Genomic DNA, 13,537 nt, shown 5'->3' on the forward strand with positions numbered 1-13,537 from the left:
CCGAGCAGCGTTCTGTCAGACGTTTGTTCTGACGGAGCGGGCCTCGTGTGCGAGCAGGGGAGTAGCTGACAATCGTGCGCGGAATTTGCGTGCACTGCGTACCAGTGGCCTCGGAAAGTCATTGAGCACAACGCCGCAGATTCGTACATCGGCCAACGACAAACGCTCGATGGCAGCACCCAGTTCGGCATACCTTGTGTGGTCGGATCGCGCCACCAGCAGGACACCGTCGGCCGAGCGTCCCAGCACAAGCGCATCAGATCGGTCAGTCAACGCTGCGGTGTCGACGATGACATAGTTCGCGCGAGTAGCAAGGTCTGCGAGTCCGGTGCGCATCCGACTGCTCCCGAGTAGCTCGGACTGGCCGGCGACAGCGCGTCCGCCTGGAATGAGTGAGAGCTTAGGATGCCAACTCGCAGAGACGTATTGGTCGATTTCGGCATCGCCCAGTAGGTAATCGGTCAGTCCTGCCGGTGTAGGGCCTTCCTTGTCGACACCATGGCGTCTGGAACGTGTATTCGCATCCCCACTCACGGCGGCATCGACGAATATGACCTCGTTGCCGATCTCGGCGAGCGCGACTGCCAGGTTCACCGCGACCGCTGTCTTGCCGTCACCGCCGACTGCGCTGGAAACGATGATGGTTCGGCATTCGGCCCGGCCGGGTTCGTGGTCGGCGATCACGGTGCGAAGCCGACGGAACGCCTCGGCGGCAGGACTGTCTCGCGGGAAATCGACAACACCGGTTTCCATTGCCTTGTCGGCAGGAATGCCGGTCAGTATGGGCCCCGACAGAAATTTGCCGAGCGCACCGGCACCCTGAACCTTTCGGCTTACCTGCGTTCGCAGATAGGCGTAGAGCAGCCCCACCAACAGCCCCGCGATCACACCGAGTGCGATGTTGCGCACATACATCGGTCCGCCCTCGGCATCACCGGCCACAGCAGGGCTGATTACCGCCAACCGTACCGGGTCGGCGACCGCCAACCGTGCTGGGTCCTCGATCACCACTTCGGACTCGTCTGGCACCGGTGTGGTCCCATCCAAAGCCGCGACGGTACCGGGGAGTGCCTGCGCCAGAGAGTTGGCGAGCTCCGCTGAGATATCGGCGTCGTCCGCACGCACGGTCACCGTCAAGATTGCGCTTCCGACAGTAGCGCTGGCAGTGGTCATTTTGCGCACGTCGGAAATTGACATCTCCAATCCAGTGTTTCCAAGCGCGGTTTCGATGAGGAGGTCAGAGCTCAACAACTTGGTGTAAGCCTCGGTCCGTTGACGACTCGTACCATCGGTGTCCCCGAAGTGAGGTGTCTGGTAAATCATCGCCGAAGACTCGTAGCTCGGTGACTGCATACTGGTCAGGATCACGCCAAGGAAACCCCCGACCAGTGCACCTGCCAGCAGGACCATCCATCGATTGCGGACTGCGGCAACCGCTGAACGGAGCCATTCGTTGCCCACATTGCCCGGCCGATATGTGGTACCGGCAAAGTTGCTAGTCAACTGACTTCACATTTCCTCTCGAAATCATGTTCTCCAGTTTTCCCGGGGAACTGCCCTCGTGCCGCTACGAACATGCAGACAAGCGTCAGGAGGACAAGGAAAACGGTAATTCCTTGGGTAAGAAGCTGAATACGCCAAACCTCGGCAAAGCAGTAAGCGATAACGCCCGCCGATCCGGCGACCACTGGACCGTACGTCTGAAACCGGCCGAAAACGTAGCCTGCAAGCGGAAACAACAGGAGCGTGTAGAACCAACCCCAAGCTCCGAAATCTGCGTACATGTCAGCGAACGCCGAGTTGGTCGTGAAATTCGGTGCAAATGACACCGAAAATTCATAGGAGTCAGCGCCAAGTGACTCCTTGGCCCTGACCTCGTGCGCCGGGACCAGGAAGGTGGGAAGCGCGGCCGCCGCAGAAGTCACGACACCCCCTGGCCTGTCGAAGGTTCCGCGCATGACTGCGTCTGACACTCCCATTGACACCTGAGCTGGCACGGCGAGGTAGGCGCCCGATTGATAAAGGTTCATCGCGATGGGGTTCGAGACGCCCGCGTCGCGGTAGTAGTTGCCGTTCCGGACGTAGTTGAGCGCCGTGAGCAGCGTGAACATGATCGCGATCGCGGTGATTATCTGCCAGGGACGTACCGATTTGCGGTCCGGACTCTCCGTTTGGCGGGGCACTACCGCCTGTATGACCACGTACACCACGACAGCCATCAGCAGCGACAGGCGAGATGCGACCATCGAGTTCGCCACTAGGAGGAAGACAGCGAACAGCATGAATCCGAGGTGGAGCACCTTTTTTCGCCAGAGGTAAATGCTGATGGGCGCGGCCAGGATGGTCGCGTACCGAAGCGTCGCTATTCCGGCGGAGTCGGGGAGCGCCTCGGTGAACGCATTCCCGGTCTGGGTAGTCAGGGCGTCGACGATGGATGTCGCGGACGTGATTCGGTAATACGCATACCCAACGCCGATAGTGGCGACAGCGAGGATGAGGAAAAAATAACGTCGCTCGAATTTCGTGCTGGTGGTTCGCTCGACGACTTCTGGTGTCGGCGTCGTTCCAAGTCCCAATCGCCAACCGATCGTTGCCAGTACGACCACAGCGATGTACCAGACCACAAGCAACGTCACGCCGGCAACGGTGAAAGGTGCAGGTTGAAGGAATCCGCGTAGATCCAGCCATGAGCCGGCCGGGCACCCCCCGGCTGAACACCAACCGATCAAGGTGGCCCATGCAGTAAACGACCCTAGAACCGGCAACAGAATAATGACGGCCGGTGCGAGCCACCATGTCGGCGTGCTGTTGTGTGGCAAATCTTCGCCGGCCACTTTCGGCAAGAAATCAAAGTGCATGTTTGTCTTGGTGCGTCATTGCGCAACATTCTGCGGCGGGGCAGTACTGAGATTACGATCGGCACTGAGACTTCGCTCGGCGAAGAACGACCTCGAATCATTCATCGCCGAGTTCCCTTCGTCATAAAAGTGGCTCGATCTCAGCGAGCACGGCAGCCGATCCGTCGCATACACTACTACAGGTGCCACCAGGAATTGTCTTGAGCAAATTGGATGCCCACTCGAGAAACATTGGGTTGCCGCGTCACGAAATAGCCATTTGCATTTGTTCCGGAAAATTGACGATGCCTATCGTGCCTGCCGAGGCTGGGGAGTGCTGACGCGAGTTCGGTCAGTGGTAAACGTGAAAAGCGTTGAGCCATTGGTGCAGATCGTCGCGGGATTGGCGCTCAACGCATTCCCGGCAATTTTCATCGCAGTGTTCGCGCGAGTTGCGCCCATCGAGCAACAGGGCCGTCTTGCTGTTTCGCTAGCGATCGGAACCTATGTGGCGCAACTGCTTTCAGCTTTCGTCGTAGAGTCACGACTGGCCACCCCAGAAGCTGATCACAAGATATCGATGCCCTGGTGGATAGCATTGCTGAGCACAGTATCCGGGACCCTTCTCATCGTGAGTCCGACGGTTCCGCCAACGCCCGTCACGCTGATCGGAGTCTTGGGACTGTCGTCGGGTTTGCTGATGGCCCGAACTATCGGCGTGGTGCGGGGCAGATGGAAGCTGGAATCGGTGGCAGCGTCAATCCTCATGGTGGGTTGTCTGAGCGCTTTGGTCCTTGCCGTTCACGACAACGCCAATTGCGTCAGGGTTTTGGCCACGGGTGCTCTATTGGCCATTCTCATCAGATGTTGGCCATTGCCCGCTCGCCGTGACCTGGGTTTTCCACCTGACTTGACCAAAGCTGCGTGGGTCACCGGAGAAACCGCGACTGTCGGGATGGTGCAGCCGGCATTGTCGACTTTCATCCTGGCCGTTCTCGGACCGTCCGCTGCTGTTGGCTTCCGAGTTGTCTCCACCATTTCGGGGATTCTCGAACCGATCCTCGCCTACGGACGAGTGCGTCAACTCGCTCACGGGCACAAGGGCGAAGTAGCTCAAGTCGCGATGCTTCTTGTGGCCGGCACGACGGCGATTTTTGTCGGCGCCTACCTGGGTATGTGGAGTTTGATTTTCGGTCCTGCCTGGAACAGTTCACTGTATGTCGCTCTGGCAATCGCATGCGTGTGGAAGTTGTGCTTGCTCGTGACAACCATCCCCTTTGCAGCCCTGCGCCGGGCAGGTCGAACAAAGACGGTTTTCTGGCTGAGAGCAGTGAACACCGCACTTTACGTGGTACTAGGACTGACTTTCTTGTTCGGTTTCAACTCCAGCGCGGCGGTATTTCTTTCGTTTGTCATCACCGAGGTGCTCATGTTCGTTCCCTACCATCTGGCAGCTTCGAGGTCAGCGCCGGAATACAACGCGCTACTGGTCAGCAGAAAGCGAGCTCCCCGGTTTGCCTCCGAGAAGGCGTGAAGCCTGCTCGTCATTCCGCCCGTTTGAAAACTGCCAGCACTGTCAGCATCAAGATCTTGAGGTCCAGCCACAGGGACCAGTTCTCGATGTAGTAATTGTCCCATTCGGCGCGGTCGGCGATGGATGTCTGTCCGCGTAAGCCGTTGACTTGAGCCCACCCCGTGACACCCGCCTTCACACGGTGTCGCTCGCCGTAGCGCCGGATCTGCGCCTCGAAAAGCGTCACGAACTCGGGGCGTTCCGGCCGGGGACCGACCAGACTCATCTCACCACGCAGGACGTTGAGCAGTTGTGGGAGTTCGTCCATCGATGTCGACCGCATGAGTTTACCGATCCGGGTCCGGCGATCAGTTCCCTCGACTCCGCCCGGCGCGCTACCGGTTTTCGGAACAAACGTCTCGTCGTGAGGATCGGGTAGACGCATCGAACGGAATTTGAGGCAGCCGAAGACTTGGCCGTTACGCCCCACTCGGTCTTGAGCGAAGAAGATCGGTCCGGGTGAACTCCAGCGCACCAAGAGCATGAGAGTCAGGAAGAGGGGGGAGATCGCAAGAAGTATGCAGCCGGCGACGATTCTGTCGCTGATGTGCTTGGCCCGGAACTGCCAGCCGCTGGGATTGGTGTGAGGCACTGACAACAAAGGCATACCGCCGATGTGGTCGATAAGGCTCTTCGAGCCGATGACCTCGTACATGCGAGGCACCACCCACACCCGGAGTCCGTGGCAGTGCGCGATGCGGACAGCTCCGGTCAGTAGCTCCCCGCGAACTGTCGTGAATGCGATGACGAGACGCTCTGCCTGGGTCTTGGCGATAGCGTCTTCCAGGTGGTCGATAGTGCCCAGGTAGGGCACCTGATGGTCCGTCGAACCATAGTCGCCGCGTGCGGGGACTTCGTCCGACAACACCCCGACGGGGTTCATACCGTGTTCGGGAGCCGCGAACATGCGAGCGATGACGTGTTGGGTGACCTGTCCGGACCCGATAACCAAGGTAGGGGAGACGAGACGGGAGTGCCGCTGCAGGCGCCGTTGGACCACCACGCGAACCAAGCGGCCGAACGGGATGACAATGGTTGCGCATACCCACAGTTTCGTCACGGCGGCACCGGGGCGATCGGTGATTCCCGACAGGACCAGCGTGCACAGCACGAGCATCGACGCGATCGCAGCAGAGGAGAGGATCCCGAAGAACTCGTCGAGGAATCGGCGGTTGAGCGAGCGGCGATACATCGAGCGCGCACCCATGACGATCACAACCACAGGTACGAAAAGTACGAGCCACCACAACGGTGGATGAGGGGTACTCGACGTGGCAGCCCACCATCCCGCGAGTGCCACCGCAACCGAAGCCGAGAGCACATCGATGGAAACTGTGATGACGGTACTCAATGGGTCGGTTCGAATGCGTTGCGCGAATGTTTTCCGTGAATGCAAAGCAGCGGATGAGGGGCCGCCGGGGGCGGTCGAAGTATCGACCTCCAACAATTGTGGCAATTCCACTCCATTCACGACACTTAAACAATTGGTGCACTCACAATTAATCACACTCTTATGGGTGTAACAACATGGGCCGTGACAACCGCACCTGTTCGAGAGCGATTTGCTGTCTCAGTCGGCGAACAGAAGAAGGTTCGGAGTCTGGATTCTAGTGATCGAAGATAACGTTTTGGACGACGTCGGCAAGGTCGGTCATGATCTGAATCTCGCCGCTCGACCAATGCCGCGGTTGGTCGTCCCAGGCGCACAGGGTCCCAACCCGGTGACCCGCGTCGTTGACGATCGGGATGCCGATGTAGGCGCCCACCGCGCCGCTCAGAGCGGCCGAGTGATTTCGGAGCACCGGATGGTCGACGATGTCGTCGATTATGAGTGGGGAGCCACTGACCACCGTATATACGCAGAGTGAGTCGGGAAGATCATGAGTCCGTTGGCCTCCGACATCGCCTGAGCGGGATGCAATCCCGGCATGGACCTGCTCGGCGTCGGTGATCATGTTCAGGGCGGCGTTCGGGATACCGATCGCTTCGATGGTCAATCCGACTACCCGATCGATTTCGGGATGTGGTCCAGGTTCGAGTAGTCCGGTGTCGTACACCGCCCGTAGGCGCGCACTGTCGTTGATTACCGACCACACTGGCGACTGCCCCCCGATGACGCTCGCGCGCAGCCCTTCCAAGACTGCATCGAGTGCGGGATCCTTATACGTCCCGGTTATTTCGGCGAAGGTCTCACGAGTAGCGCCGTCGGTTTGCGCGGGTGTACCCGCAGTCGACTCTTCGGGCTTATTCGCGCTGTCGTCGTTTGAATTGTCAGGATTCGTTGCGTCCAACGGGCTTGGTGGATTCATATCTCTTCTTTCGTGAATCGGTAGCAACTATTTCAGTTACCATAATTAGTCCACCTGTACCGCATTTACAGGCCCTCGCCCTTGCGACCTTTTGCAAGTATGGACGCAGTCGATGCGGGACTGAAATCGACGGGCCGACCCTGGGCATGGGAGTTGCGATACAACCGCTCTCGAGCAAAGCCGACCCTGTGAGTCACCGTAGTACCACACCGGCCGTCCGGGGAAGGCGACACCTGGTTCAGCGTTGTCCGACGCCGCGAAGCGCCGATGCCTCCTCCGAAATCAGCGCCTTCCTCCAGTGGCTATCTCGGGCAAGGACGCGAGAGGTTCAGCTGCAGGGGAGTCGATCACGTGCCCGGTGACAGCTGACGATCTTGCCGGCCCACCCGAAGCTTGTCGAGATCACGATCCGCACAGCGAATCTTCAGCACCGGCTCATGACGGCTCGATCGCACCCGCAATGGGGGATTCCGCAAACGTCAATCTGGACTTCAATGCACATCGACAGTGATCCGCAACCGCAGGCGTCTGCCACTTTCAGTTCGCGCGAACGCGCACGGTCCAGAGGAGTATTCGCCTGTCGCGGTGATGAGCGCCGACATCTGCAAGGTGTCGTGAACGATGTTCGCCGGTATCTTCGTCGAACCGGCCTGCGTGCCGTCCGTCGAATCGATCACCGAGAAGGAGCAGTCGCCGAGTGGAGTGGTGTCGACTGCGCCGTCGCGGATGCAGTTGCCGGACCGGCCGCCAACAACATCGCTGCGCCGACCGCGCCAACGATTCGGGCTACTGTCCGCGCACGGCCTATGTGAATTTGAACCAACGTACTGCGCCGACAGTGCCGAGTGCTGCCCAGACGATGAGGACCAGGATCGCGAACCAGTCCATGGATGTGGCGAGGGCGGCGTCGAGTGCGTAGGCCAATGCTCCGGACGGAACCAACCGCACCAAGGTCTGTACAGCGTCGGGAATGTCGCCGCTGACAAAGACCATGCTGCCGATGCCTGCCATTGCGAACCACAGGATGTTGGCCAGTGCGAGAACGATTTCCGCGCGCAAGGTGCCACCGAGAAGAAGTCCGAGTGCCGCGAATGTGATGGTGCCCATAGCGATGACAACTGCGCCGAGCAAGAGTTCGGTAAACGTCGGACGCCAACCCAGCGCCAACCCGATCGCGCCGAGCAGTAGCGACTGCAGGGCGACGACGATGATGACGGATGCACTCTTGCCCGCGATGATTCCCCAACGTGGAAGTGGCGTCGCGCCAAGGCGTTTGAGGGCGCCGTATCGGCGATCGAAGCCCACCGCGATGGCTTGGCCAGTGAAAGCCGTCGACATCACAGCGACCATCATGACGCCGGGAAGTACGGTACTGACCCGGGAATCGCCAAGATCGCCGATCGGAAGTAGTGACAGTCCGATGAGCAACGTGATGGGGATGAACATGGTGAGCAGTAATTGCTCACCGTTGCGCAGCAACAACGTCAACTCGAGTTTGGTCTGTGCCGCCATCATTTTCGACGCGGAGTTTGCGCGAGGATCGGGGGAGAACGTCCCGGGCTCGAAGCGGTTCTCGGCCAACCGTCGGTCCCGGGCGCTGCTCTGACTGTTCGACGCTGTTTCGTTCACGACCTTGATTCCCGTCATCCCCTCAGATCACGACCGGTCAACTCGAGGAAGACGTCTTCCAAACTACGTTGATCGACGCGAATGTCGTTGATCAGTACATTCTGCTCAGCGCACCACGTCGCCACCGTCGCGACTGTCGACGGCTCGATCGCACCCTCGATCAAATACGTTCCCGGATTCGATTCGGCGACGCGGAATCCGGCCAGGGACGTCGCCAAGGAGTCGACGCTCAACCCGGCGGTCGTGGTCAACCGCAATTGACCTTCGGCGCCCTTGCTGGTCACCTCGGCCGGAGTTCCCGACGCGACGATGCGGCCGTGGTCGATGATGACCAACTCGTCGGCAAGTGCTTCGGCTTCGTCCATGAGGTGAGTGGTGAGCAGGACGCTGACGCCGTCACGACGCAGTGCGTCGATCAATTCCCACACCAACAGGCGGGCCTGGGCGTCGAGTCCGGCCGTCGGCTCGTCGAGGAAGACAAGCTCTGGACGCCCGACGAGAGCGCAGGCCAACGACAGGCGCTGTTGCTGGCCACCGGAGAGGCGTCGGTACGGGGTTTTCCGGGCATCGGTCAGTCCGAGCTTGGACAGGAGCCACGTGGGATCGAGGGGATCAGCGGAGTAGGCGGCGACGAGGTCGAGCATCTCGCCGGCCTTGGATCCGGGATACGCTCCGCCGCCTTGGAGCATTACGCCAATCCGGGAACGAACTTCTCCGGAGTCTGCGACGGGATCGAGGCCGAGCACGCGCACAGTGCCTGAATCGGGTGTGACAAAACCTTCACACATCTCGACGGTGGTGGTTTTTCCGGCACCGTTCGGTCCGAGCAGGGCAACGACCTGCGCGGACTCAACGGTGAGATCGATTCCGTCCACGGCGCGCACACCGTCGAATGATTTGACGACACCTTCGATGCGCACGGCCGGCGTCGACGATCTTGAAGCTCTCGAGGTCACGGGGAATCAGCGTAAGCCCCCGGGGAGCCGACTTGGTCCGCTGGCCCGGCATTCGTGATTTCCACTACTGGTTTGTCGATGCGCCAGGGAAGTGACTTCCGGGTGATGTAGATCAACAATCCTGCGGTGACGATGGTGGCGACAACTGCTTGCACGATCATGAATGGCAGGTACTCGGCGCCGTTCGACATCAGCATGACGCTGACGATCGAGGTGAAAACAACGGCCGGTACGCGGAAGATCGGTGCGGTTGCCCAGGCGGCGAGGGGCAGTATCGCCCAGAGTAGGTACCACGGCTGGACAACCGGGAACAGCAGAACGATGGCACCCAGCGCGATGCCGAGTCCGCCGACCGCGTGGATACGACCCATGTAGACGGCCATCATCATTCGGGCCGTGATCAGTACTGCAACCAGGTAGGCGATGGGGCGGGTGATGGTGAGAATCGCGGTCGTGTGGTCGCCAAGTCCGAGGAGCACACCGACCAATCCGGTTCCGACGCCCAGAATCGTGGGTATCGACATCCAGCTTCGAACGACCGTCGCGGTATTGAGCGTGTTGACCCACCCCATACCCAGGCCGCTGGCGAGGCTGATGAAGCCGATCACGACAACGGTGACCGCAGCCAACAACGCCGCGGCCGAGAAGAACGACTTCCAGTTACCGCCCCAGCGGCGGGTCAAGGCCATACCGACAAATCCGAGCGCAAGCAGGGACGGAATCTTCACGGTCGCTGACAATGCGATCAGTCCGGAACCGGCGATCAGTAGCGAAAGTGAGCGTCCACGGATGGGGCCCGCGCCTTCGACGGCTCGAAGCGCCACCTCGATTCCGGCGAGCATGAGTCCGAGCATGAGGGCTTCGTTGTGGATTCCGGCGACAAGATGGAACAGCAGAAGCGGATTTGCTGCACCGAGCCACAGTGAGCTGACTGCGGATACCCCACAGCGTTTGGCCAACCGAGGCAGGGCCCACACGATCAGTGCGACACCGAAGAGGACGAGGAGGCGATGAAGGAAAATGCCGGCGACGATGTTGTCACCGGTCAGTGAGCTGATTCCACGTCCGAGCCACAGGAAGAACGGCCCGTACGGCGCGGGGGTGTCGCGCCAGATCGTCGGGACCGTCCGGGTGAGAACGTGATCGACGCCGAGAGCAGCCTTGGGGCCGATCAAGTAGGGATCGAGTCCACGCGCCGCGATCTCGCTCTGCGCGAGGTACGAGTACACGTCCCGACTGAACATCGGCGGTGCCACGGACAGCGGAAGGATCCAGAGTAGGAGCGTCCGGTCGAGCTGGGATCGGCTCATTCTCCGCGGCGCACCCTTGCGGCTGCGCAGATCGCCGACGGCAAAGCGGCCCATCATCAACCACGCGAGTACGACGAGAACTGTGCCGGTCATCGTCATGGTGAGAGAGACAGTCGGCATGCGGCCGGGAAGGCTCAACACCCGCAGTCCGGCGGTCGGGTTCTGGAGGACCGGCTGTGCGCCGGCGCCCAGGGCGCCGATTGCCATCAGTACCGAGCCGGTGGCTCCGAATCGCCGAATCCCGCGCAGCTGCGCGGTTTCCTTTTCGTTGAGCACGGGGCGCTCGTCTTCGTCGCCGTGAAGAGCGGCTGTCATCGACTGTCGCGGCTTCGACCCGAAGGGACGGACGCCGAGTACGGAGAGGGCAAGATGCTTGGGTTTGTCCAGCAGGATCGCGCGGGTGGACTGCGCGGTCGTCTTCTGCGTGGGGGTCTGTGGCACCCAGGAAGCGTAGCGGCTCCGTCTTTGTGCGTAGGCAACTGCGAACAATGCGGGCAGTCCGACTATTCCGGAATGTAATGCAGGATGCCCTTAGTGGACCTGCGAGGGGAATTCCGTCACACTTGTGTTGTGAAAAGAAATGCGACAGGTACTCGAAGCAAGGAAGATGCAGGTCAGAATGCTGCAGCTTCCTCGCAGAGTGCTGTCGCAACGCCGGTGACGGTGAGCGTCGAAGGGCAGACCCGTGCTGCAGTGGTCAAGTTGCTGCTCGAAGAGGGCCCCATCACAGCCTCCGAAATCGGCACTCGGCTCGGCCTCAGCGCCGCAGGTGTCCGACGTCACATAGACGCATTGATCGAATCCGGTGAAGCTCGCGCTGCTTCGGCGTCGGCGCTCCGTCAGCGTGGACGTGGACGCCCGGCCAAGCAGTTTCAGATCACTGCCACTGGCCGCGGCCGTCTCGGTCATGCCTACGACGATCTTGCCGGAGCCGCAATGCGTCAGCTCCGCGAAATCGGCGGAGATGCGGCAATCGAGGAGTTCGCGAAGCGTCGGGTCCAGGCAATCGTGGGAGACGTCGAACCGGCCGATCCCACCGATGTCGCGAATGTAGAGGCGACGGCAGACGCTATCGCCGAAGCATTCAACTCCGTCGGATTTGCCGCCTCGACCAGGCCGGTGGGCAACGGCGTTCAGATCTGCCAGCACCACTGCCCCGTTTCGCATGTGGCAGAGGAGTTTCCGGAGCTGTGCGACGCCGAACAGGAAGCGTTCCGTCAACTGCTCGGCACTCATGTTCAACGTCTCGCGACCATCGCGAACGGTGACTGTGCCTGTACGACACACGTTCCCCTCGTATCGAACGGGAGTAGATGAAACCGCCAGACCCTTTAACCCCCAAAGTTTCTCGTTAGTTCTTCACAGTCAGAATTGCTTTCCTCGCTTCGAACTCAGCCCTCGTTGCGAAGTAAGCAGCCGTCAAGAAACAAGACTCCGGAAGGAGCTCGCATGACCGTCACATCAGACCAGGCGACTACCACTGCAGCTGCAGGCACCGAGCCGCTCACGCAGGACGAGGCCATTGCTTCACTCGGTCATTACGGCTACGGCTGGTCCGATTCCGACGTAGCCGGAGCCAGCGCCCAGCGCGGACTCTCCGAGGCTGTCGTGCGGGACATCTCTGCGAAGAAGAGCGAGCCGGAATGGATGCTCGACATCCGTCTCAAGGCTCTGCGAACCTTCGATAAGAAGCCGATGCCGAACTGGGGCTCCGACCTCGAAGGCATCCACTTCGACAACATCAAGTACTTCGTGCGGTCCAGCGAGAAGCAGGCCGAGTCCTGGGAAGACCTGCCCGAGGACATCAAGAACACGTACGACAGGCTCGGCATCCCCGAGGCGGAGAAGCAGCGCCTCGTTGCCGGCGTCGCAGCTCAGTACGAGTCCGAGGTCGTCTACCACTCCATCCGTGAGGATCTCGAGCAGCAGGGTGTCATCTTCCTCGACACCGACACCGGCCTCAAGACGCACCCGGAGTTGTTCCGCGAGTACTTCGGTTCGGTAATCCCGGCCGGCGACAACAAGTTCTCCGCGCTCAACACCGCTGTGTGGTCCGGTGGCTCGTTCATCTACGTCCCCCCGGGCGTGCATGTCGACATCCCGCTGCAGGCGTACTTCCGCATCAACACCGAGAACATGGGGCAGTTCGAGCGCACCCTGATCATCGTCGACGAGAACGCCTCCGTGCACTACGTCGAAGGTTGCACCGCGCCGATCTACAAGTCCGATTCACTGCACTCGGCGGTTGTCGAGATCATCGTGAAGAAGGGCGGCCACTGCCGCTACACGACCATCCAGAACTGGTCCAACAACGTCTACAACCTGGTGACCAAGCGCACCAAGGTCGAAGCCGGTGGATCGATGGAGTGGATCGACGGCAACATCGGTTCCAAGGTCACCATGAAGTACCCGGCCGTATGGCTGATGGGTGAGTACGCCCGCGGTGAAGTCCTCTCCGTCGCATTCTCGGGCGAGGGACAGCACCAGGACACTGGCGCCAAGATGCTCCACCTCGCGCCGCACACCTCGTCGACCATCATCAGCAAGTCCGTCGCCCGCGGCGGTGGACGCGCGTCGTACCGCGGCCTGGTACAGATCAACAAGGGTGCTCACGGTTCCAAGTCGACCGTCAAGTGTGACGCTCTGCTGGTCGACCAGATCAGCCGCAGCGACACGTACCCGTACGTCGACATCCGCGAGGACGACGTCACGATGGGCCACGAGGCCACAGTCTCCAAGGTCAGCGACGATCAGCTCTTCTACCTGATGAGCCGCGGCCTGACCGAGGACGAGGCGATGGCCACCATCGTCCGTGGATTCGTCGAGCCCATCGCGAAGGAACTCCCCATGGAGTACGCGCTCGAGCTCAACCGCCTTATCGAACTTCAGATGGAAGGGGCTGTGGGTTAGTGACCACGCCAGA

The 13,537-nt window shown here is 60.6% G+C and carries 11 protein-coding genes; 4 read left to right on the top strand and 7 right to left on the bottom strand.

The window, feature by feature from the left end:
• Positions 1-15: 15 nt before the first annotated feature.
• Both QM600_RS17020 and QM600_RS17025 read right to left on the bottom strand, forming a co-directional pair.
• A complete protein-coding gene (locus QM600_RS17020; RefSeq protein WP_283262676.1) occupies positions 16-1,503 on the bottom strand; it encodes a tyrosine-protein kinase domain-containing protein in 1,488 nt (495 codons plus the stop codon).
• Positions 1,500-2,636, bottom strand: a complete 1,137-nt coding sequence (locus tag QM600_RS17025; RefSeq protein WP_283262677.1) for a hypothetical protein — start codon at positions 2,634-2,636, stop codon at positions 1,500-1,502. The genes QM600_RS17020 and QM600_RS17025 overlap by 4 nt, the downstream gene beginning before the upstream one ends.
• A gap of 565 nt (positions 2,637-3,201) precedes the next feature.
• Here QM600_RS17025 and QM600_RS17030 point away from each other — a divergent pair.
• Complete coding sequence (locus tag QM600_RS17030) at positions 3,202-4,371, top strand: polysaccharide biosynthesis protein (protein ID WP_283262679.1); 1,170 nt, start codon at positions 3,202-3,204, stop codon at positions 4,369-4,371.
• A gap of 10 nt (positions 4,372-4,381) precedes the next feature.
• On the opposite strand, the gene QM600_RS17035 is transcribed toward QM600_RS17030, so the two are convergent.
• Positions 4,382-5,854 (bottom strand): sugar transferase, encoded by a 1,473-nt coding sequence (locus QM600_RS17035; protein ID WP_502943010.1) that lies wholly within the window; start codon positions 5,852-5,854, stop codon positions 4,382-4,384.
• Between the two features lie 163 nt (positions 5,855-6,017).
• Positions 6,018-6,719 (bottom strand): GAF domain-containing protein, encoded by a 702-nt coding sequence (locus QM600_RS17040; protein ID WP_283262682.1) that lies wholly within the window; start codon positions 6,717-6,719, stop codon positions 6,018-6,020.
• A gap of 614 nt (positions 6,720-7,333) precedes the next feature.
• Between QM600_RS17040 and QM600_RS17045 the strand changes: the two genes are divergently transcribed.
• Positions 7,334-7,531: a hypothetical protein gene (locus QM600_RS17045; protein WP_283262683.1), complete on the top strand. Its 198-nt coding sequence runs from the start codon at positions 7,334-7,336 to the stop codon at positions 7,529-7,531.
• Here the strand turns inward: QM600_RS17045 and QM600_RS17050 are convergent.
• From QM600_RS17050 to mptB, 3 genes are read right to left on the bottom strand one after another with little or no spacing between them, the layout of a single operon-like run.
• The gene (locus QM600_RS17050) at positions 7,524-8,366 is read right to left on the bottom strand and encodes an ABC transporter permease (protein WP_283262684.1); all 843 of its coding nucleotides are present in this window, start codon (positions 8,364-8,366) and stop codon (positions 7,524-7,526) included. The genes QM600_RS17045 and QM600_RS17050 overlap by 8 nt on opposite strands.
• The gene (locus tag QM600_RS17055) at positions 8,363-9,304 is read right to left on the bottom strand and encodes an ABC transporter ATP-binding protein (protein WP_283262685.1); all 942 of its coding nucleotides are present in this window, start codon (positions 9,302-9,304) and stop codon (positions 8,363-8,365) included. The genes QM600_RS17050 and QM600_RS17055 overlap by 4 nt, the downstream gene beginning before the upstream one ends.
• Positions 9,301-11,055, bottom strand: a complete 1,755-nt coding sequence (mptB, locus tag QM600_RS17060) for a polyprenol phosphomannose-dependent alpha 1,6 mannosyltransferase MptB (RefSeq protein ID WP_502943008.1) — start codon at positions 11,053-11,055, stop codon at positions 9,301-9,303. Before mptB ends, QM600_RS17055 begins: the two co-directional genes overlap by 4 nt.
• A 129-nt stretch (positions 11,056-11,184) precedes the next feature.
• On the opposite strand from mptB, the gene QM600_RS17065 reads away from it, so the two are divergent.
• The gene (locus tag QM600_RS17065) at positions 11,185-11,931 is read left to right on the top strand and encodes a helix-turn-helix transcriptional regulator (protein WP_502943009.1); all 747 of its coding nucleotides are present in this window, start codon (positions 11,185-11,187) and stop codon (positions 11,929-11,931) included.
• Between the two features lie 132 nt (positions 11,932-12,063).
• Positions 12,064-13,524, top strand: coding sequence for a Fe-S cluster assembly protein SufB (gene sufB / locus QM600_RS17070; protein WP_283262687.1), 1,461 nt, complete (start codon positions 12,064-12,066; stop codon positions 13,522-13,524).
• The last annotated feature ends 13 nt before the right edge of the window (positions 13,525-13,537 follow it).

This window comes from Rhodococcus sp. IEGM 1379 (assembly GCF_030056815.1).
GTDB lineage: Bacteria > Actinomycetota > Actinomycetes > Mycobacteriales > Mycobacteriaceae > Rhodococcus_F.